20 protein-coding genes are annotated in these 20,205 nt (G+C 73.2%); 14 read left to right on the forward strand and 6 right to left on the reverse strand.

The features are described 5' to 3' along the window. The coding region (gene modA, locus E1281_RS21730) for a molybdate ABC transporter substrate-binding protein (RefSeq protein ID WP_131881039.1) at positions 1 to 778 on the reverse strand (778 nt) is incomplete at its 3' end. Between the two features lie 112 nt (positions 779 to 890). Here modA and E1281_RS21735 point away from each other — a divergent pair. Together E1281_RS21735 and E1281_RS21740 are read left to right on the forward strand one after the other, a co-directional pair. Next, positions 891 to 1,583: a uracil-DNA glycosylase gene (locus E1281_RS21735; RefSeq protein WP_131881041.1), complete on the forward strand. Its 693-nt coding sequence runs from the start codon at positions 891 to 893 to the stop codon at positions 1,581 to 1,583. Between the two features lie 87 nt (positions 1,584 to 1,670). After that, positions 1,671 to 2,681 carry a hypothetical protein gene (locus E1281_RS21740; RefSeq protein WP_131881043.1) on the forward strand — a complete coding sequence of 337 codons (1,011 nt, stop codon included), beginning with the start codon at positions 1,671 to 1,673 and terminating at the stop codon, positions 2,679 to 2,681. Here E1281_RS21740 and E1281_RS21745 read toward each other — a convergent pair. The 4 genes from E1281_RS21745 to E1281_RS21760 are packed head-to-tail and all read right to left on the reverse strand — an operon-like array spanning position 2,645 to position 6,453. After that, positions 2,645 to 3,511 (reverse strand): 1,4-dihydroxy-2-naphthoate polyprenyltransferase, encoded by an 867-nt coding sequence (locus E1281_RS21745; protein ID WP_131881045.1) that lies wholly within the window; start codon positions 3,509 to 3,511, stop codon positions 2,645 to 2,647. The two genes, E1281_RS21740 and E1281_RS21745, sit on opposite strands and share 37 nt — an antisense overlap. 2 nt (positions 3,512 to 3,513) lie before the next feature. Further along, on the reverse strand, positions 3,514 to 5,244 hold the full coding sequence (locus tag E1281_RS21750; RefSeq protein ID WP_243717228.1) for an MFS transporter: 1,731 nt from the start codon (positions 5,242 to 5,244) through the stop codon (positions 3,514 to 3,516). 44 nt (positions 5,245 to 5,288) lie between these two features. Further along, positions 5,289 to 5,846, reverse strand: a complete 558-nt coding sequence (locus tag E1281_RS21755) for a GNAT family N-acetyltransferase (protein WP_131881072.1) — start codon at positions 5,844 to 5,846, stop codon at positions 5,289 to 5,291. A 55-nt stretch (positions 5,847 to 5,901) separates the two neighbouring features. Beyond that, the gene (locus tag E1281_RS21760) at positions 5,902 to 6,453 is read right to left on the reverse strand and encodes a CGNR zinc finger domain-containing protein (protein ID WP_131881047.1); all 552 of its coding nucleotides are present in this window, start codon (positions 6,451 to 6,453) and stop codon (positions 5,902 to 5,904) included. A gap of 125 nt (positions 6,454 to 6,578) precedes the next feature. On the opposite strand from E1281_RS21760, the gene E1281_RS21765 reads away from it, so the two are divergent. Both E1281_RS21765 and E1281_RS21770 read left to right on the forward strand, forming a co-directional pair. Continuing rightward, positions 6,579 to 6,872, forward strand: a complete 294-nt coding sequence (locus E1281_RS21765) for a hypothetical protein (RefSeq protein ID WP_131881048.1) — start codon at positions 6,579 to 6,581, stop codon at positions 6,870 to 6,872. Next, on the forward strand, positions 6,869 to 7,231 hold the full coding sequence (locus E1281_RS21770) for a VOC family protein (RefSeq protein ID WP_131881050.1): 363 nt from the start codon (positions 6,869 to 6,871) through the stop codon (positions 7,229 to 7,231). The genes E1281_RS21765 and E1281_RS21770 overlap by 4 nt, the downstream gene beginning before the upstream one ends. 7 nt (positions 7,232 to 7,238) lie before the next feature. On the opposite strand, the gene E1281_RS21775 is transcribed toward E1281_RS21770, so the two are convergent. Then, entirely contained in the window at positions 7,239 to 8,618 is a 1,380-nt protein-coding gene (locus E1281_RS21775) for a PLP-dependent aminotransferase family protein (protein WP_207943416.1), read from the reverse strand. Between the two features lie 16 nt (positions 8,619 to 8,634). Between E1281_RS21775 and E1281_RS21780 the strand changes: the two genes are divergently transcribed. From E1281_RS21780 to E1281_RS21825, 10 genes are all read left to right on the forward strand, one after another. Continuing rightward, entirely contained in the window at positions 8,635 to 9,624 is a 990-nt protein-coding gene (locus E1281_RS21780) for a DMT family transporter (protein WP_131881054.1), read from the forward strand. Positions 9,625 to 9,641: 17 nt separating this feature from the next. Continuing rightward, positions 9,642 to 10,685: a hypothetical protein gene (locus E1281_RS21785; RefSeq protein WP_243717230.1), complete on the forward strand. Its 1,044-nt coding sequence runs from the start codon at positions 9,642 to 9,644 to the stop codon at positions 10,683 to 10,685. 207 nt (positions 10,686 to 10,892) lie between these two features. Further along, entirely contained in the window at positions 10,893 to 11,114 is a 222-nt protein-coding gene (locus tag E1281_RS21790; RefSeq protein WP_131881055.1) for a hypothetical protein, read from the forward strand. 155 nt (positions 11,115 to 11,269) lie between these two features. Then, complete coding sequence (gene dapA / locus E1281_RS21795; protein ID WP_131881057.1) at positions 11,270 to 12,208, forward strand: 4-hydroxy-tetrahydrodipicolinate synthase; 939 nt, start codon at positions 11,270 to 11,272, stop codon at positions 12,206 to 12,208. Then, entirely contained in the window at positions 12,205 to 13,890 is a 1,686-nt protein-coding gene (locus tag E1281_RS21800) for a ribonuclease J (protein ID WP_131881059.1), read from the forward strand. The genes dapA and E1281_RS21800 overlap by 4 nt, the downstream gene beginning before the upstream one ends. Positions 13,891 to 14,056: 166 nt before the next feature. Beyond that, positions 14,057 to 16,666, forward strand: coding sequence for a DNA translocase FtsK (locus E1281_RS21805; RefSeq protein ID WP_131881061.1), 2,610 nt, complete (start codon positions 14,057 to 14,059; stop codon positions 16,664 to 16,666). Between the two features lie 148 nt (positions 16,667 to 16,814). Then, the gene (locus tag E1281_RS21810; protein ID WP_131881063.1) at positions 16,815 to 17,570 is read left to right on the forward strand and encodes a helix-turn-helix domain-containing protein; all 756 of its coding nucleotides are present in this window, start codon (positions 16,815 to 16,817) and stop codon (positions 17,568 to 17,570) included. A 74-nt stretch (positions 17,571 to 17,644) separates the two neighbouring features. Then, positions 17,645 to 19,090, forward strand: coding sequence for a 30S ribosomal protein S12 methylthiotransferase RimO (gene rimO, locus E1281_RS21815; RefSeq protein WP_131881065.1), 1,446 nt, complete (start codon positions 17,645 to 17,647; stop codon positions 19,088 to 19,090). Continuing rightward, entirely contained in the window at positions 19,087 to 19,677 is a 591-nt protein-coding gene (gene pgsA / locus E1281_RS21820; RefSeq protein WP_131881066.1) for a CDP-diacylglycerol--glycerol-3-phosphate 3-phosphatidyltransferase, read from the forward strand. Before rimO ends, pgsA begins: the two co-directional genes overlap by 4 nt. 13 nt (positions 19,678 to 19,690) lie before the next feature. Further along, a complete protein-coding gene (locus tag E1281_RS21825; protein WP_131881068.1) occupies positions 19,691 to 20,203 on the forward strand; it encodes a DUF1990 domain-containing protein in 513 nt (170 codons plus the stop codon). The last annotated feature ends 2 nt before the right edge of the window (positions 20,204 to 20,205 follow it).

The raw sequence follows: 20,205 nt of genomic DNA on the forward strand, positions 1-20,205 counted from the left end.
GGCCGTACTTGTCGAAGAGTTTCTGGGCGGCCGGTGTCGTCAGCCAGGAGACGAAGGCGTCCGCCGCCTCCTCGTGGTCGCCGCCCTCGACGGTCGCGGCGGGGTAGGCCGCGGTGACGTTCAGGTCCGCGGGGATCGGGACGCTGCTCGCGGCGACGCCCGCCGAGCGCAGGTCGGTGATGTAGACGATGCCCGCGTCCGCCTCGCCGGCGCGCACGCGGTCGAGGACGGCCCGCGCGCTGATCTCCTTCGAGCTCCACCGGACGGTCAGAGCCGCCTTCGTGAGGACCTGGCGGGTGTAGCGGCCCACCGGGACGCTCTCGGCGCCGACGACCACCCGCAGCCCCGGCCGGGCGAGGTCGCGCAGCTCGCGGATCCGGCGGGGGTTGCCGGGGCCGACCGCGATGGTGAGCGAGTTGTGGGCGACCGTCCGGCGGTGGTCGGTCAGGTGGTCGGCGGCTTCGTCCATGCTCGCCGCGTCCCCGGTCACGAGGACGTCTCCGGGGTCCTGGCCCGACAGCCGGTCGGTCATCTCGGGCATGGCGCCGAAGTCGAACCGGACCCTGACATCGGGATGCATCTGACCGTAGGCCGTCCCCACCTCACCGAAGACCTCCTTCAGCGAGGAGGGCGCCAGGACGGTGAGGGTCGTCGGCCCGGAGGAGCCGCCGCAGCCCGCGGCGAGGCCGGACAGGACGAGCGCGATGAGCGTCACCGGGAGCGTCACGGGGAGCATCGCGGGCGCGGAGGGACGCCGCCGACCGGGGGAATCGGGCATATGGCCTCATCCTAGGGTCGGTGCCCTTTCGCTCCCGGGATTGGCCGTGGCGTGTCAGTGGTTCGCACTAGTGTTGCCGGCAATCGACGATCACGTCCGCGGAGGCCCGACGATGTCCCTCGACCTGATGGAAATGCTGCCCGGTGACTGGCGGCAGCGGCTCGACCCGCTGCTCGACCCGCTCGCCACCGCCGCGCTGGGCGCCTTCGTCGCGGGGGAGTACGAGGAGCGGACCGTCTACCCGCCGCGGGAGGACCTGTTCAGCGCGTTCCGGCACTGCCCGTTCGACGGCGCCCGCGTCCTGATCCTCGGACAGGACCCCTACCACGGCCCCGGCCAGGCGCACGGCCTCAGCTTCAGCGTGCGCGACGGCGTGCGCCTGCCGCCGTCGCTGCGCAACATCTACAAGGAGCTGGCCGCCGACCTGAACGTCCCCGCCGCGACGTCCGGTGACCTGACCCGCTGGGCCGACCAGGGCGTCCTGCTGCTGAACGCGGTGCTGACCGTGCGCGGCGGCGACGCGGGCTCGCACGGCGGCAAGGGTTGGGAGGACTTCACCGACGCCGCGATCCGCGCGCTGAACGACAAGAGCGAGCGCGTGGTCTTCGTGCTCTGGGGCGCCTACGCGCGCAAGAAGGCGCGGCTCATCACGGGGGCGCACCACACGGTGATCGAGTCGGCGCACCCGAGCCCGCTCAGCGCGAAGAAGTTCTTCGGGACGCGCCCGTTCAGCGCCGTGAACAAGGCCCTCGTGGACGCGGGCCTCCCGGAGATCGACTGGAGCCTGGAGGCGTCCGAGGGCTGAGCGGTTCACCCGCGCGGGGGACGCGGGGCGGGGGTCTCCCCCGGCGGCGGGAAGCGGCGTGCGGCCGGCCCCGGGCACCGTGTGAGCATGACGATCACAGCTCCACCGCTCACGGGGCGGACACACGGCGTCCGGGGAGGGCCCGGCCGCCTGCGCATGGCCGTCTGCCTGGCGACCATCGCCGCCTGCGTCCCCTATCTGACCCTCAAGGCCGCTTGGCTGTCCGGCAGCACGATCGGGTGGAACGACGCGGACGCGGCCGGGGAGTCGGGGCTCTACACGGCCAACGCGATCACGATGGGCCTGGACGCGATGGCGGTCGTCGTCGTGCTGGCGTTCACGTTCCGCTGGGGGATGCGCATCCCGGCGTGGCTGGTGCTGGCGCCCATCTGGATCGCCACCGGGCTGCTCACGCCGATCGTCCTGGCCGTCCCGCTGGGCAGCGTCCTCCAGGTGCTCTTCTCATCGGAACCGTTGACCACCTCGGACAATGCGATACAGGGCTGGGTGTACGGCGTCGTCTACACGGGCTTCACGCTGCAGGCACTCGGGTTGGTCACCGCGTTCGTGCTGTACGCGCGGAACCGCTGGGCCGATGTCTTCACGATGCGCACCAGGGACGTTCCCAAGGGGACGACGCACCAGGTGCACGTGCTCCTGGCGTACGCGGCGGGTGTGCTCGCCGCTCTGTTCGCGGCCGTCCAGCTCTTCTGGGCCCTCGGCGCGACGGCGGGCCTCACCGCCGCACAGGTCGATCACCGGACCGCGGTCCAGCAACTGGCCGACGGGACGGGCGGCCTGCTCGCGCTCGCGGGCGCGGCGGCCCTCGTGCTCATCGTCCGGCGGGACGGGCGGCGGCTGGTGGTCCCGCTGGCCGTCGCCTGGACCGGGGCCGCGGCCACGTTCGCGGACTCGCTCTACGCGCTCCTGGTGACGGTGAGCAGACCGGCGCTCCTCGCGTCGGAGTCCACGGCCGCGCTCAACCTGACGGCGCTGTGCGGGGTGTTCGCCGGGCTCCTCATGGGGATCGCGGGCGTCCTGCTGCTCGCCGAGACGGACGCTCAGAGGGCCAGGCCGACGGCCAGCAGCGCGCCGTAGGCGATCTGGAGGCGGCCGGTTCCGCCCAGCACCGGGATGAGGTCGGGGCCGGTCGCGCCGTTCATCACCGTCCGCGTGGGCGGCAGCGACAGCGGCGCGGCGAGCAGCGCGATCAGCACCCACGGGTGCGGGGCGGCCAGTACCAGGACGAACATGAACGGCAGCGCGGTGCACGCCGCGTACAGGATCCGGGTCCAGGGGCCGCCGAGCAGCACGGCAAGGGTCCGCTTGCCCGACTCGCGGTCCGTGGGGATGTCGCGCAGGTTGTTGGCGACGAGCAGCCCGCAGGCCAGCAGCCCGATCGGCACCGCCGCCGCCCACGCCTCCCACGGCACGCCCTCGACCTGCACGTACACCGTCCCCACGACGGCGACGAGGCCGAAGAACACGAACACCGACACCTCGCCGAGCGCCCGGTAGCCGTACGGGTTCTTGCCGCCGGTGTAGAACCAGGCCGCGAGGATCGCCAGCGCGCCGACCAGCAGCAGCCACCAGGTCGTCACGGCGGCGAGCACCAGCCCGGCGACGGCCGCGGCGAGGAAGCAGCCGAGGGCGGCGGCGAGGACCTGTTTCGGCGGCGCGGACTTCGATCCGACGAGGCGGAGCGGGCCGACGCGTTCCTCGTCGGTGCCGCGGACGCCGTCGCTGTAGTCGTTGGAGTAGTTGACCCCGATCTGCAGGACGAGGGCGACGAACCCGGCCAGCAGGGCGCGCCACCAGACGGCCTGGCCCTCGCCGGCGGCGACGCCGGTGCCGACGGCGACGGGGACGAGGGACGCGGGCAGCGTCCGGGGCCGGGAGCCGGCGACCCATTGGGAGAGCGTGGCCACAGTTACCGCTCGATCTCGTGGACGACAGGGGACTGGCGCTCCGATTGTTCCCCATGATCACCGCTGGGCCGCAACCGCAGTGACATGGCGAGCCCGAGCGTGAGGATCGCCGCGGTGGTGAGCGAGGCGTGCCTGGCGGCGGTGGCGAGGCTCTCGTCCGCGGCGCGCGCCTCGGCGGCCAGCCCGGGGCCGGCGTGCAGCTCGCGCCCGTACGTGCCGGCGCTCTCCCGGAGATCGCGGGCGATGGCGGCCTGTCGTTCCGGCGGCAGCGAGGAGTCCGACAGCCGGTCGGTCATCGTGTGCCCGAGGCTGGTCGCGAACACCGTTCCGATGGCGGCGATGCCGAGCGCCGCCCCGATCTGCCGGGCCGTGGACTGGGTCCCGGACGCCTGCCCCGACTGTTCCGGCGGGACGTCCGCGAGCGACACGTTGGTCAGCTGCGCCGAGGTCAGCCCGAGGCCCACCCCGTACAGCAGCATCCACGGCGCGAGCCCCAGCCCCCCGGTCGTCGCCGAGATCGTGAGGCCGAGCGCGAGGACGGCGGCGACCTCCAGCACCATGCCGAGCTGGACGACGCGGTGCGCTCCGCGGCCGTTGGCCAGCCTGCCCGCGTACCCGCCGGCGAGGAAGGCGCCGCCGGCGAGCGGCAGGATCGCCACGCTGATCTGCAGCGGGCTCGTGCCGTGCACGCCCAGCAGGAACAGCGGGATGACGAACAGCAGCCCCAGTTCGCCGACGTTGATCAGGGCCGACGCCAGGTTCCCGCGGCGGAAGTTCGGGATCCGGAACAGCTCCAGGTCGAGCATCACCGCGCGCCCGGCCGCCGCCCGGGACCGCTCCACGACGATCAGCGCCGCGATCAGCACGGCGGCGAGTCCGAGGACGACGGGCACCGGTGACAGCCCGCCCTCCGGCCAGTCCAGGCCGGCCATCGTGAACGGACGGGTCGCGGTCCACCAGCCGTACGTCTGGCCCTCGATGATCCCGCACACCAGCGCGCCGAGCCCGAGCGCGGACAGCAGCCCGCCGGGCCAGTCGATCTCGCGGAGCGCGCTCCCGCCCGGACGGGCCGAGAGCGGCCCGCCCCTGGCCGGGGCCGGGTGGGGACCGCGGGACGGCGCCCGGGTCTCGGGCATCAGGGCGAGCGCGCCGGCGATCAGCGCGATGCCGAGCGGCAGGTTGACCCCGAACGCCCAGCGCCAGTCGCCGGCGGTGGCGAGGGCTCCGCCGGCCAGCGGCCCGAGGGCGGCCATGCCGCTGATCATCGCCCCCCAGATCCCGAACGCGACGGCGCGCTCGCGGCCGGTGAACACCGCGTTCACCGTCGACAGCGTCGCCGGCAGGATCATCGAGGCGCCGACGCCCTGCAGCGCCCGCGCGCCGATCAGCGCCGAGCCGTCGCCCGCGAGCGCGGCGGCGACGCTCGCCACCGTGAACACCGCCGTCCCGGTCACGAACATCCGGCGGCGCCCGAACAGGTCGCCGGCCCGGCCGAACGGGATCAGCAGCGCGGCGAACACCAGCGCGTACACCGAGGTGACCCACTCCGCGTCGGTGGCCGTCAGGCCGAGGTCGCCGATCATCCTGGGCAGCAGGACGCCGACGATCGTGGCGTCCACGACGATCAGGGAGACGCCCATGCTGATGACGACCATGCCCAGCCAGCGGCGGCGGCCGGCGGCGGGTGCCGCCACGGGGGCGCGCGGCGGCGTCAGGGAGGTGGATTCGGGCACGACCTCAAAGATATGGCCGGGCCACTCGTGCCTTTCACCGACCCCTAGGGAACCGGCTCCTGGTCAACGCTGATGTCGGTGTGCAGCCGGATCTGCCGGACGGGCCGCCCCATGTCGAGGGAGCGGGCCGTCCCGTCGGGCGCCCACCCGGCCGAGGCGAGGAAGGTCCGCGTCACCTCGTCGTCCTCGAAGGTCCACGTGGTCAGGGTGCCGAACCCGTCCTCGCGGAGGAGGTCGGCGGTGGCGGCGAGCAGCCGGCTCCCGTGCCCGGCGCGGGCGTGCATCGGGTCGACGAGCAGCGTGATCAGTTCGGCCGTGCCGCCGGGGTCGAGGTCGGAGTCCTCGGCGGGCCCGTGCGCGGCGAACCCGACGACGAGGTCGGACGCCACCGCGACCAGCAGCCGGTGCCGGGGGCTCGGCGGCGCCTCCGCCGCCTCGGCCCACCGCTCGCGCCACGCCTCCGCGGCGTCCGGGCCGGTCACCCGGTCGAGGACGCCCGCCGGCAGCAGGTCGCGGTAGCCCTGCCGCCAGGCCCGCACCTGGATGTCGGCGACCGCGGCGGCGTCCGCCCGCCGCGCGGGCCGCACTCCGGCATCGGCCATGGTGTCGCCCGTCCTCTCGTCCACGATCTCCGCCCACCCTAGCGAGCGGCGCGGGTCACCCGGCGGCCGGACGGCGGCGCGCCCGGTAGGCGCGGGTCTTGGTGCGGTTCCCGCAGGTGCTCATGGAGCACCAGGCGCGCGACCGGTTCTTGGACGTGTCCAGGAACGCGAAGCGGCATGTGCCCTCCTGGCAGACCTTGAGCCGCGGCCAGGTCCCGGCGGCGACGGAGTCGGCGACCGCGGCGGCGATGCGGGCGAGGCCCGCGGCGGCCGTCGCGGGCGGATCGAGCGGGACGAGCGCCGGGCGCGCCCCCGCGAGTGTGAGCCGCAGGGGGAGTGCGGCGAGGGCGTCGTCCAGGTCGTCCAGGGTCTCGGCGTCGCGCGGGCCGTGGTTGGCGGCCATGGCCTCGCGGAGCCCCTCGCGCAGGGCGACCGCGGTGGCCAGGTCATCGTCCGTGGCCTCCACGTCCACGGGGGCGAGGCGGCGCTCGGCCAGCCAGGCGGCGAGCCGGGCGGGCACCGGGATCCGGTCCCTGCCGGACTCCACGTCGTAGGTGTTGACGAAGTCCCTGAGCAGCAGCGTGGGGTCCTCATGAGCGTCGGTCATCACCCCTCCTGCCTGTCCGGTGAGCAGTCTACCAACGTGCGACACCGTCATTCCCTTTTGACTGGTTGCACAACGACGACACCGGCGTTACGGTTTAGGTGGTGTCCAACGAACGGGAGAGTGACATGAACGAGCTGCCGTACATGGCGACGCTGGCGCTGCGGCACGACTGGGCGCGGCCCGGGCACGCGCGGCTGCAGGCCGACATCGTCGAAGCGCGGCTCACCGCCCGCTCGCGGGCGGCAGAACGCGGTGCCCGCCGGCGCGCGCTGATGCTCGACTGGCTCCGTGCCGAGATCCTTGACCCGCTCAGCGGCCTGCGCCCGGAGCGACGGCCCGCGCCCGCGCCCGCTCTCTACTGCGCCCGGGCCGCCGCGCGCTCGGCGCGCGCAGTCCGGATGGCGGGAGGTGCGCGATGACCGGCGTCGCCCCGAAGGTGGGCAACATCGTCATCGACTGCGCCGACCTCGACGTCATGGCGGCGTTCTGGGGCGGGCTCCTCGGCATGAGGACGACGGACGTGAGCGGCGACTGGATCGACCTGGAGAGGCTCGGCGGAGACGGCCCCGTCCTGTCGTTCCAGCTCGTCCCGGAAGGCAAGACGATAAAGAACCGGCTCCACCTGGACCTGGACGTCCCCGACATCGAGGCCGCCGGCGAGCGCGCCGCGAGCCTCGGCGCGACCGCGGCCACCGGCGCGATGGGCGACCCGGCGGCGCCCTTCAGGGTCTGGCGGGACCCGGAGGGCAACGAGTTCTGCTTCTGCACCCAGCGGTGACGGGGGGTCAGGAGCGGAGCACGCCGGCGAGGCGGCGGACGCCCTCCGCCAGCTCCTGCTCCGAGGCCGCCGCCCCGTAGCTGACCCTGAGGTGCGGGGCCGCCGCCTCGGCGGGGAAGAAGGGCCGCCCTGCGCTGACCAGCACCCCGGCCCGCAGGGCGGCCTCGGCCACCGCGGTGTCGTCCACGCCGTCCGGCAGCCTGATCCACAGGTGGAAACCGCCGGACGGGCGGTCGACGCGCAGCTCCGGCAGCTCCCGGGCGAACGCGGAGAGGGTCGCGTCCCGGCGCGATCGCAGCGCCGCGCGGACCGCCCGCAGGTGCCGCGGCCAGCCGGGCGAGCCGACCAGCTCCAGCAGCGTCTCCTGCAGCGGCCCGGCCGGGCAGAACTCCCCGACGAGCTGGGTCGCGCGGATCCGCTCGGCGACCGGCCCGCGGGCGACGACCGCCGCGACCCGCAGGCTCGGCGCGGTCGCCTTGGTCAGCGAGGCGATGTGCACCACGCGCCCCTCGCCGTCCTGAGCGATCAGCGGCGGCGGCGGGGACGCGGCGATGCCGAGGTACCGCGCGAAGTCGTCCTCGATCACGAACGCCCCCGCGGCACGCGCCACGTCCAGGACCTGCGCGCGCCTCTCGGGGCTCAGCACGGCGCCGGTCGGGTTCTGGAAGGCGGGCTGGCAGTAGAACGCCCGCGCCCCGCTCATGGAGAACGCCTCGGCGAGCAGGTCGGGACGCACCCCGTCCCGGTCCACCGGGACCGGGACCGGATGCAGCCCGCTCGCCCGCGCGACGGCGAGGACGCCGGGATAGGTCGGCGACTCGACCAGCACGGGCGCGCCCGGCGGGAGCAGCGCCCGCAGGACGGTCGTGAGCGACTGCTGCCCGCCGCTGGTGACCAGCACGTCGGCGGGGGCGGCGGCCGGGCCGGACGCGCGGGCGAACCAGGCGCGCAGCCCGGGGGTCCCGGCGAGCGGCGGCATCTCCCAGGCGTCCGGGCGGCGGGCCGCCCGCGCCGCCGCCGTGGCCAGCGCGCGGGCCGGCTGGAGCGCGGGGTGCAGGTAGCCGCCGCTGAGCGGGACCACGCCGTCCGGCGCCGGGGTGAGCAGCCACGACACGCCGGCCGAGTCCACCGACCGGTCGCCGAGCGCCACCGCCTGCCAGCCGTGGTCGGCGGGTTCGGGGACGGCGGCCGCGGGCGGCCCGGCGGCGAACGCGCCGCTGCCGGGACGGGTCACGACCAGCCCTTCGGCGGCGAGCAGCCCCAGCGCCCGCGACACGGTGACGGGGCTGACCCGGTGCCGTTCGACGAGCGCCCTGCTGGACGGCAGCCGTTCGCCGGGAGCCAGCCCGCGGACGTCGGCGCGCAGCGCGTCGGCAAGCATTGCCACACTGCTATCGTTGCCCATGAGACTCCAAGATAGCGCTACTGTCGCCTCGCCGATAGCGGGGAACGCCTTCGGGCGGGGCCTCTGGCTCGCGTCGCTCGGCGTCCTGATCTACTCGTTCACCTTCCCCGCCACGGTCCTCGCGCTGGACGGGCTCGATCCGTACCTCGTCGGGGTCGGCCGCGCCGCCGCCGCGAGCCTTCCGGCCGCACTCGCACTGCTATCGGTCCGGGCGCGCCGCCCGGAGCGCGGCCAGTGGGCGGGGTTCGCGGTCGTCGTCGGCGGCGTGATCTTCGGATTCCCGCTGCTCACCACACTCGCGCTCGACCACGGCGCCTCGTCCGCCCACGCGGCCGTCGTGATCGGCCTGCTGCCCGCCACGACCGCCGTGTTCGGCGTCCTGCGCGCGGGGGAGCGGCCGTCCCGCGCCTTCTGGCTCGCCGCGGCGGCCGGCGCGGCCTGCGTCACCGGCTTCGCCCTGGTCCGCGGCGCCGGCCATGTCACGGCCGCCGACCTGCTGCTGTTCGCCGCCCTGGTCGCCGCGGCGGCCGGCTACGCCGAGGGCGCGCGGCTGACCCGGGCGATGCCCGGCTGGCGCGTCATCTCCTGGGCGCTCGTGCTGGCCGCGCCGCTCACCGTCCCCCTGAGCGGGTGGCTGCTCGCGACGACCGGCCCGCAGTGGACGGGACGCGCCGTGCTCGGCTTCGGGTACGTCGCCGCGTTCTCCGCCTACCTCGGCTTCTTCGCCTGGTACGAGGGCCTCGCCCGTGCCGGGATCGCCCGCGCGAGCCAGGTTCAGCTCGCCCAGCCGGTGCTGACGCTGCTGTGGTCGGGGATGTTCCTCGCCGAGAGGATCGACGCGACGACCGCGCTCGCCGCCGTCGCGGTCCTGGTCTGCGTCGCCCTGACCCAGCGGGCACGGATCGGCCGCTCTTCGGCCGCCGCGCCGGAACGGCGCGGCGGACGTGGTGGCGGACGTGGTGGCGCTGCGGCCGGTCCGCCCGTCTGATCCGGGATTATTGCCGGGTGATCAGAATCGGACGGGCCGGCCGGACGCTGGGCAGGGTGGTGCGGTGGACGGCGTGGGCCGCGGCCTACGTGCTGGGCCTCGTCGCCCTCGTGTGCGCCGGAGCCTGGGTGTGGTGGCAGCAGGAACCCGAGGCGCGGGGTACCGAGGCGAACGCGTTGTGGGCGCGGCACCAGTGGGTGGGGGAGCCCCACACCGACGCGGAATACCGCGCGCTCGCGGCCCTGTTGAAACGAAACCGGATGACCGACGTGTTCGTCCATGCCGGCCCGTTCGAGGCGGATGGAACGGTGCCACCGGCCAAGTACCGCTATGCCCGGCGTCTCATCGAGGCCATGGACGAGTACGCGCCCGGCGTGCGCGTCCAGGCGTACCTCGGGCAGATACGGGTCGTGGACGGCGACGGCGTCATCGACCTGGACGACCCGGCCGTGCGCGAGCGGGTGCTCAGGACCGACGCGGCGTTCCTCGACCTCGGATTCGACGGCATCCACTACGACTTCGAACCCATCTACCCCGACGACGAGGCGTTCATGACGCTCATGAAGCGGACGAGCGAGCTGACCCGCTCGAGGGGCGCGCTGCTGTCGGTGGCGCTGGAGCAGCCCACGCTCGTGGACGCCGCCCAGCCCGTCTACAAGGCGCTGCTGCCGCGCGGCGGCAGGTACCACCAGCTGCCCCGCCCGACCAAGGAGTTCCTGCGGGAGGTCGCCGGCCTGGCCGACCAGGTCGCGATCATGACGTACGACGTGACGCTGCCGACCGAGGCCCTGACCGGATGGCACTTCGCCTGGCACACCCGCACGACGCTGGAGCTCATCGGCGACCGCGCGACCGTCTTCATCGGCGTCCCCACGTACCGCCCCCTGCTGGAGTGGGCGGAGGAGCTGCCGGTCGCGCTGCGCGGCGTCCGCCGGGGGATCGACGACCTGGAGCGGCCGCCGAAGCGCCCGTACGGCGTCGGGGTGTACGCGGAATGGACGACCAGACCAGGTGAATGGGCACGCTATCGGGCCGACTGGCCGCCCGCGGCGCCCGGTTGAGCACCGCGCGTCCCGCCCTCTGACCTCAGTCGGACAAGGCGGATGAAATGCGCTTAAACCTGACGGCGAAGATACCCGGCCGATGACGTTTCGATTCTCCCGTACGCGCAGGTAGAAAGGGGTGGGTAGCCGCGCGCCCGCGGGGGTAGAGCACGGTGCGCACGTCCGGGACCGACCAGCGGAAGGCAAGGAAAGGGGACGAGGCCGATGGGCACTCAGCAGACCGCGTGGCGTGACGCCGACCGGCTCGGCGAGCTGTCAGCCGAGTTCACCGGCTGGCGGTTCGGGCGGGGCGGTTCCGGCCATTGGTGGGCGGTCCGCGGGAACGATCTCGTACGCACCCCCGACGTCGAGGAACTGCGCGTCCGGCTCCAGGAGATGACCGCTGGGTCATGTTATCCAAACGAGTCCGGGAAGTGGCCGGACTGACCCCGTAACGAGGCATTTGCGTGCCACGATGTGGATGTGGGAGCCGCCGCCACGCGTACCCCCGAGCGTGTGGCGGCGGCTTCTTCCATGCCGGTCGCCGGTCAGCTTGGACCTGCGGGACCATCACCCGCGGCCGGAGCGGTACCGTTCGGTGCATGGCACCCAGCACATCACCTGACGCTCCGTTCGGACGGATGCTGACCGCCATGGTCACTCCGTTCCTGCCGGACGGCGGCGTCGACTACGACGGCGCCGCGCGCCTCGCGACCCACCTGGTCGACGAGCGGCGCCATGACGGCCTGGTCGTCAACGGGACGACGGGCGAGTCGCCGACGACGAGCGACGACGAGAAGCGCGAACTTCTGCACGCGGTCATCGAGGCGGTCGGCGACCGCGCCGTGATCGTCGCCGGTGCCGGGACGAACCACACCGAGCACACGCTGCAGCTCGCCCGGCAGGCCGAGGCCGCGGGCGCGCACGCTCTGCTCGTGGTCACGCCGTACTACAACAAGCCCCCGCAGGAGGGCCTCGTCCGCCATTTCACGGCGGTGGCCGACGCGACCGGGCTTCCGTGCATGCTGTACGACATTCCCGGGCGCGCGGGGGTGCCGATCGAGAACGACACGCTGGTACAGCTCGCCGAGCACCCGCGGATCGTCGCCGTCAAGGACGCCAAGGGCGACCTTTTCGGCGCGTCCAGGGTGATGGCCGGGACCGACCTCGTCTGGTACTCCGGCGACGACAACCTCAACCTGCCCTGGCTGTCGGTCGGCGCGGCGGGGTTCGTCAGCGTGGTCGGTCATGTCGTGGGCGCCGAGCTCCATGAGATGATCGACGCATACCGCGCCGGTGACCAGGGGCGCGCGCTGGAGATCCACCGGCGGCTGCTGCCCGTGGTCACCGCGATCATGACCCGTACGCAGGGCGCCATCGCCGTCAAGGCAGCGCTGAACCTGCTCGGCCTTCCCGGAGGCGGCCCGCTTCGCGCGCCGCTGGTCGAGGCCTCGCCGGAGTTCGCGGCGCAACTGCGTGAAGACCTCACGATAGGGGGAGTCAAAGTGCCCGAGGTAGCCATTCCGGAGGTCGCCCGGTGAGCCATCCTCACCCGGAGCTCTCGGATCCGCCCGCGCCGCCCGAGGGCGGCCTGCGCATCGTCGCGCTCGGCGGGCTGGGGGAGATCGGCCGCAACATGACCGTGTTCGAGCACGGCGGCCGGCTGCTCGTCGTCGACTGCGGCGTGCTGTTCCCCGAGACCGAGCAGCCCGGCGTCGACCTGATCCTGCCCGACTTCGAATACATCAGAGACCGCCTGGACGACATCGACGCCGTGATCCTCACGCACGGCCACGAGGACCACATCGGCGCCGTCCCGTACCTGCTGCGCGAGCGGCGCGACATCCCGCTCGTCGGGTCGAAGCTGACGCTGGCCCTGCTGGAGGCCAAGCTCACCGAGCACCGCATCAAACCGGTCACCGACGTGGTGACCGAGGGCGAGCGGCGCGACTTCGGCCCGTTCGACTGCGAGTTCCTCGCCGTCAACCACTCGATCCCGGACGCGCTCGCCGTCGCCGTCCGGACCTCCGCCGGGCTCGTCCTGCACACCGGCGACTTCAAGATGGACCAGCTCCCGCTGGACGGCCGGCTCACCGACCTGCCCGGGTTCGCCCGGCTCGGCGCCGACGGCATCGACCTGCTGATGTCGGACTCGACCAACTCCGAGGTGCCCGGTTTCGTCACCAGCGAGCGCAACATCGGCCCGGTCGTCGACGAGGTGTTCCGCACCGCGCAGGAACGGCTGATCGTCGCCTGCTTCGCCTCGCACATCCACCGCGTCCAGCAGGTCCTGGACGCCGCCGTGGCCAACGGCCGCAAGGTGTGCTTCGTCGGCCGGTCGATGGTCCGCAACATGGGCGTCGCCCGCGAGCTCGGGTACCTCAGCGTGCCCGACGGGATCATGGTCGACCAGAAGGAGCTCGACGACATCCCCGGCGACCGCCTGGTGCTGGTGTGCACCGGCTCGCAGGGCGAGCCGATGTCGGCGCTGTCGCGGATGGCGAACCGCGACCACTCGATCCGCATCACCGAGCGCGACACCGTGATGCTGGCGTCGTCGCTGATCCCCGGCAACGAGACCGCGGTCAACCGCGTCATCAACGGGCTCACCCGCTGGGGCGCCCGCGTCGTCCACAAGGGCAACGCGCTCGTGCACGTGTCGGGGCACGCGTCGGCGGGCGAACTGCTGTACGTCCTCAACGTGACCAAGCCGGCCAACTTCATGCCGATCCACGGCGAGTGGCGGCACCTGCGCGCGCACGCCAAGCTCGCCGCGCTCACCGGCGTCTCGGACGAGGGCATCGTCATCGCCGAGGACGGCGTCGTCGTCGACCTCGTGGACGGCCGCGCCGCCATCGTCGGGGCGGTCCCCGCCGGATACGTGTACGTGGACGGCCTGTCGGTCGGCGAGGTCACCGAGACGTCGCTGAAGGACCGCCGCATCCTCGGCGAGGAGGGCTTCGTCTCCATCGTCGTCGGGATCGACTCGACGTCCGGCAAGCTCGTCGCGGGGCCCGAGATCCACGCCCGTGGCGCGGGCATCCTCAACGAGGACTTCGACGAGGTCATCGCGCGCATCGGGGAAGTCCTGCGGGACTCCGCCGGCGACGGCGTGAACGACCTGCACCAGCTCAACCAGCTCATCCGCCGCACGGTCGGCAGATGGGTCAGCGACAACTACCGCCGCCGCCCGATGATCATCCCGGTGGTCGTGGAGGTCTGACCGCCCGGACGGCCGCGGGGCCCCACGCCCCGCGGCCGTCCCGGCGCGGCGCCCGGTACGCCGGGTACGCCCCGTTTCCGGGGGTGCCGGTTTCCGGGCACGCCGGTCCCAACACGCCCATTCGCCGTCCCGGGAACCTCCGGGGTCCTTGGTTACTCTATTAATCATGGCCACACGTGCGTCCGGGGCGAAGACCTCATCTCGTGCGGGGGGCAGCAGTGCGGCTCGCAAGTCCGCTGGTCCGTCCCCCCGGAAGCGGCCGAGCGGCGGCGCCGGGAAGGGCGGGGGCCGGGGCTCGGGGCGCGGGCGTCCCCCGCAGAAGCCCGACCCGATCTCCCAGGCGGTCCTCGGGTTCTTCAAGCTCCTGTTCAAGCTGTACCTGCTCGCGGCGGTGACGGTCGGCTCGGTCTTCCGCGCCTACGGGCACGGCGCCCGCAACCTCGACCCCGAGCACCGCCGCGACGGGCTGGGGCTCGCGCTGCTCGGCTCCTCCATCGTGCTGGCCTCGGTCACCTGGTTCCAGCCCGACGGCGTCGTCACGATCGCGCTGGAGAAGGTCGTGCGCGGCGGCCTCGGCATCGTCGCGATGGCGCTGCCCGTGCTCCTGGCCCTGCTGGCGTGGCGGACGCTGCGCCACCCCGAGCACCACGAGGACACCGGCCGCATCGTCATCGGCATGACCGCGCTCGGCGTCGGAGTGCTCGGCATCCTGCACATCGCGGCGGGCGTCCCGTCGCCCGCGGACGACATGGACGGCGTGCGCGAGTCGGGCGGCGTGGTCGGCTGGGTCGTGTCGGCACCGCTGGACGCCGCGCTCAGCGGGTGGGTGGCCGTCCCGCTGCTGCTCCTGCTGTCGGGGTTCGGACTGCTGGTCGTCACCGCGACCCCCATCAACCGGGTCCCCGAGCGGGTCACCGAGCTGTGGGCCGTGGCGACGCTGCAGGGACGCCCGCGGCGCGAGACCGGCGGAGAGAACGACGGCGAGGCGGAGCCGCCGAAGAAGCGGCGCCGCAAGAAGAAGTCCGGCGACGAGGAGTCCGGCGACCTGGAGGTCGGCGAGCACTCCAGGCCGTACGACACGCCGCTGCTGGACGACCCGAAGAAGGAAGACCGCCCGCAGCGCGACCTCGCCGACGACCTGTTCGACCCGGACCCGTTCCAGGCCGACGTCCCGCCGCCCGCGCCTCCGGCCGACGACGAGCCGCCGATGGACGAGCACGTGGCCGGCGGCGACCCCCCGCCGGCGCAGGTACCGGACCCGACCCCGGCGCCGAGCCGGTCCGAGCAGCTGCCCCTGTCGTCGTCCGGCGAGATCTACGTGCTGCCCGACCCGTCGTCCCTGCGGCCGGGCAGCGTGTCCAAGGCGCGCACCAAGGCCAACGACACGGTGGTGAACGCGCTCACCGGGGTGCTGGAGCAGTTCGACATCGACGCGCAGGTCACCGGGTTCACCCGGGGCCCGACGATCACGCGGTACGAGATCGAGCTGGGCCCGGCGGTGAAGGTGGAGAAGGTCACCGCGCTGACCAAGAACATCGCCTACGCGGTGAAGAGCGCCGACGTGCGGATCATCTCCCCGATTCCCGGCAAGTCGGCGATCGGGGTGGAGATCCCCAACACCGACAAGGACATCGTCAGCCTCGGCGACGTGCTGCGCTCGCCGGCCGCGACGAACGAGCACCATCCGATGGTCGTCGGGCTCGGCAAGGACGTCGAGGGCCGCACGGTCGTGGCGAACCTGGCCAAGATGCCGCACATCCTGATCGCGGGCGCCACCGGCGCGGGCAAGTCGACGTGCATCAACGGGCTGATCACCTCGGTGCTGATGCGCGCCACCCCGGACGAGGTGCGGATGATCCTGGTCGACCCCAAGCGGGTCGAGCTGACGATGTACCAGGGCATCCCGCACCTGATCACGCCGATCATCACCAACCCGAAGAAGGCCGCCGAGGCCCTGGAATGGGTGGTCGGCGAGATGGACCGCCGCTACGACGACCTGGCCGCGTCGGGGTACCGGCACATCGACGACTTCAACAAGGCGGTCAAGGCGGGCAAGCTGACCGCGCCGCCCGGCAGTGAGCGCGTCTACACCCCGTACCCGTACATGCTGGTCATCGTGGACGAGCTGGCCGACCTGATGATGGTCGCGCCGCGCGATGTGGAGGACTCGGTCGTCCGCATCACCCAGCTCGCCCGCGCGGCCGGCATCCACCTGGTGCTGGCGACGCAGCGGCCGTCGGTGGACGTCGTCACCGGCCTCATCAAGGCCAACGTGCCGTCCCGGCTGGCGTTCGCGACCTCCTCGCTGTCCGACAGCCGCGTCATCCTCGACCAGCCCGGCGCGGAGAAGCTCGTCGGGCAGGGCGACGCGCTGTTCCTGCCGATGGGCGCCAGCAAGCCGATGCGCATCCAGAACGCCTACGTGGCCGAGAAGGAGATCGGCGGGATCGTCGACCACTGCAAGGGGCAGATGGAGGCGAGCTACCGGGAGGACGTCGCCGCCGCCGGCGCGCCGAAGAAGGAGATCGACGAGGAGATCGGCGACGACATGGACCTGCTCGTGCAGGCCATCGAGCTGGTCGTCTCCACCCAGTTCGGGTCGACGTCGATGCTGCAGCGCAAGCTCCGCGTCGGGTTCGCCAAGGCGGGGCGCCTGATGGACCTGATGGAGAGCCGCGACATCGTCGGGCCCAGCGAGGGCTCCAAGGCGCGGGACGTGCTGGCCAAGCCGGACGATCTCCCCGGGGTGCTGGAGGAACTCCGCGGCGGCGCCTGAGCCGGAACGGTGCGGATGCTGCCGGGGCATTGCGGAATGATGCGAAATCTTGCCCTGTTTCGAACGTGTCGCGCGTCGCCCAGCGGGCATGGCCGTTCCTAGACTGGCGTGACTGGAGATCGGCGACGAGTGCCCCGGGAGGCCCGGCGTGAGCATCGGTGAGACCTTGGCGGAGGAGCGTCAGCGGGCCGGTCTCTCGGTGACACAGGTGAGTCTCCAGACGCGGATACGCGAGACCGTGATCCGCGGCATGGAGGCCGACGACTTCTCCTACTGCGGCGGCAACTTCTACGCCCGCGGGCACATCCGCAGCGTCTCCCGGGTCATCGGCATCGATCCGGAACCGCTCGTCGCGGAGTTCGACGCGGCGCACGGCGGCGCGCCGCAGCCGGTCTCGGCCGTGTCGGCGTTCGAGCCGGAGCAGCCGGTGGCGTTCCGTGAGCGCCGTACCCCGAACTGGAGCGCCGCGATGGCGCTCGCCCTCGCGTTCGTCGTGGTCTACGGGGTCGTCCAGGTGATCGGGCACGACGGCGGCGCCGAGCGGCGCACCGCGCAGCAGGTGGCCGGGACGCCCGCCCCGCCGGCCTCGGCTCCCGCGACGTCCGCCCCGCCGAAGAAGAGCGACCCGGTCGCGGCGGCGCCGCGGAACGAGGTGCGGGTGCAGGTCGAGGCCAAGCGCACGACGTGGCTGGCCGTCCGCGGCGACAAGGGCGAATCGCTGTTCAGCGGCATGCTCCGCAAGGGCGACGTGAAGGATCTGAAGGCCAAGCGGAAGATCCGCATGGTGATCGGGGTCGGCGGCAGCGTCGACCTGACCGTCAACGGCAAGGATCTCGGTTCGCCGGGCGAGGGCGACGGCGTGCAGCGCCTGAGCTTCGACCGCGACGACCCCGAGCTCAACTGACCCTTCGGCGGCGCCGCGGACCCGAACTCGGGTCGCTGGTCGGCTCGGGCGGGCGCGCCCATTACCGTAGGGTCATGTCGACTCGCCGCAAGGTCTCACTCATCACGCTCGGCTGCGCCCGCAACGAGGTCGATTCCGAGGAGCTCGCCGCGCGCATGGAGGCCGCGGGGTGGGACCTGTCCGAGGAGGCCGACGGCGCCGACGTGGTGGTCGTCAACACCTGCGGGTTCATCGAGGCGGCGAAGAAGGACTCCATCGACACGCTGCTGGCCGCGCACGACTCGGGGGCCAAGGTCGTGGCGGCCGGCTGCATGGCCGAGCGGTACGGCAGCGAGCTGGCCGAGGCGCTCCCCGAGGCCGACGCGGTGATCGGCTTCGACGACTACGCCGGCATCGGCGACCGGCTCGACGACGTGCTGGCGGGACGCAGGCGCGCGGCGCACACCCCGCGTGACCGCCGGACCCTGCTGCCCATCAGCCCCGTCGAGCGCTCCGAGTTCGTCCGCGGCGGCGCCGGCGGGACAAAGGCGCCCGACGTCGCGATCCCGGGGCACGGCGGGCAGGACGAGCTTCCGGAGGGCGTGGCCCCGGCGTCCGGGCCGCGGGTGCTGCGGCGGCGGCTCGGCGGCGGCCCGGTGGCGCCGCTGAAGCTGGCCTCCGGCTGCGACCGGCGCTGCACCTTCTGCGCCATCCCCGCGTTCCGCGGCGCGTACGTCTCGCGCCCGCAGGCGGAGGTGCTGGAGGAGGCCCGCTGGCTCGCCGGGCACGGCGTCCGCGAGCTCGTCCTGGTCAGCGAGAACTCCACGTCCTACGGCAAGGACCTCGGGGACCTGCGGGCACTGGAGGGGCTGCTGCCGGACCTCGCCGCCGTGGACGGCATCGAGCGCGTCCGGGTGAGCTACCTGCAGCCGGCCGAGACGCGGCCGGGGCTCATCGAGGCGATCTGCGGCACGCCGGGCGTCGCCCCGTACTTCGACATGTCGTTCCAGCACGCGAGCGGCCCGGTGCTGCGCTCGATGCGGCGGTTCGGCGACCGGGAGCGGTTCCTCGGGCTGCTCGACCAGATCCGCCGGCTCGCCCCGGACGCGGGGGTGCGGTCCAACTTCATCGTCGGGTTCCCCGGCGAGTCCGAGGACGACTTCGAGGAGCTGGTGGAGTTCCTGATCGCCGCGCGGCTGGACGCGGTCGGCGTGTTCGGCTACTCCGACGAGGACGGCACCGAGGCCGCGGACCTGGACGGCAAGCTCGACCCGGCCGAGGTCGCCCGCCGGGTGGAGGAGCTGTCCGGTCTGGCAGAGGAGCTGACCGCGCAGCGCGCCGAGGACCGGATCGGCTCGGAGGTGCACGTCCTCATGGAGGACAAGACCGAGGGCGGCGACGTCGAGGGCCGCGCCGCGCACCAGGCGCCGGAGGTGGACGGGACGGTCGTCGTCCGCGGCGGGGGGCCGGCCATCGGCGAGATCGTCGCCGCCCGTGTCACCGGCAGCGACGGCGTGGACCTGATCGCGGAAATACCATGATCGCCGGCACCCCGGACCCGGTCGCGGGCTCCCAGGACCCGCCGCCGGCCGGTGTCTGGAACATCGCCAACGCGCTGACCCTGGCGAGGATCGCGCTCGTGCCGGTGTTCGTCTGGCTGCTGTTCCTGGACGGCACCGGCTGGCGCCTCGCCGCGTTCGCCGTCTTCGCCGTCGCCTCCATCACCGACAAGATCGACGGTGACATCGCGCGGGCCCGCGGCCTGGTCACCGACTTCGGGAAGATCGCCGACCCGATCGCCGACAAGGCGCTGATCGGGGCGGCGCTGGTCAGCCTGTCGCTCATGGGGGAGCTGTGGTGGTGGGTGACGGCCGCCATCATGGCCCGTGAGATCGGCATCACGGTGATGCGTTTCGTCCTGATCCGCCGGAGCGTGATCCCGGCCAGCAAGGGCGGCAAGCTCAAGACGATGCTCCAGGTCGTCGCCATCGGCCTCTTCCTCCTGCCGGGCCCGCTGGATCCGGTGCGCTGGTCGGCGATGGCGGCGGCCCTGATCGTCACGGTCGTCACCGGCGCCGACTACGTGATCCAGGCCTGGAAGCTGCGCCGCGCGCCCGACGCGTCCTGACCCGGGCGGCGAGATGGCGGCAGAGGACTTCACCTATACCGAGGTGGGGGCCACGTGGGACGCGGAGCGGCCGGAAGGGTACCGGCACCTGCGGCGGCGCATGCTCGTCGGGCACGGGACGGCCGCCTTCGGGGACGCGGCCGACGCGGTGATGGAATTCTGGATGCACCGGGCGCTCCCCGTCCGGGTGGACGCCTCGGCGCCGCGTGCGGCGGCCGGGGTGAGCGTCGTGACCGGGCTGGGCGCCGGCCCGCTGCGGTTGAGGGCGCCGTGCCGGATCGTCTGGACGCGCGAGGAGGAACGCTACGCCGGATGGGCGTACGGGACGCTCGAAGGGCATCCGCTGTCGGGGGAGGAGTCGTTCGTGGTGCATCTGGACGAGGAGGGCGACGTGTGGCTGACGGTCACCTCGTTCAGTCGTCCGGCGACGGCCCTGCCGAGGGCCGCGGGGCCGTTGGGGAGGGCGTTCCAGCGTGCCTACGCCCGGCGTTGCGGTGCCGTCCTGCGGAGGCTGTCCCGCGCGTGACG

The sequence above is a fragment of the Actinomadura sp. KC345 genome, from assembly GCF_004348515.1.
GTDB lineage: Bacteria > Actinomycetota > Actinomycetes > Streptosporangiales > Streptosporangiaceae > Spirillospora.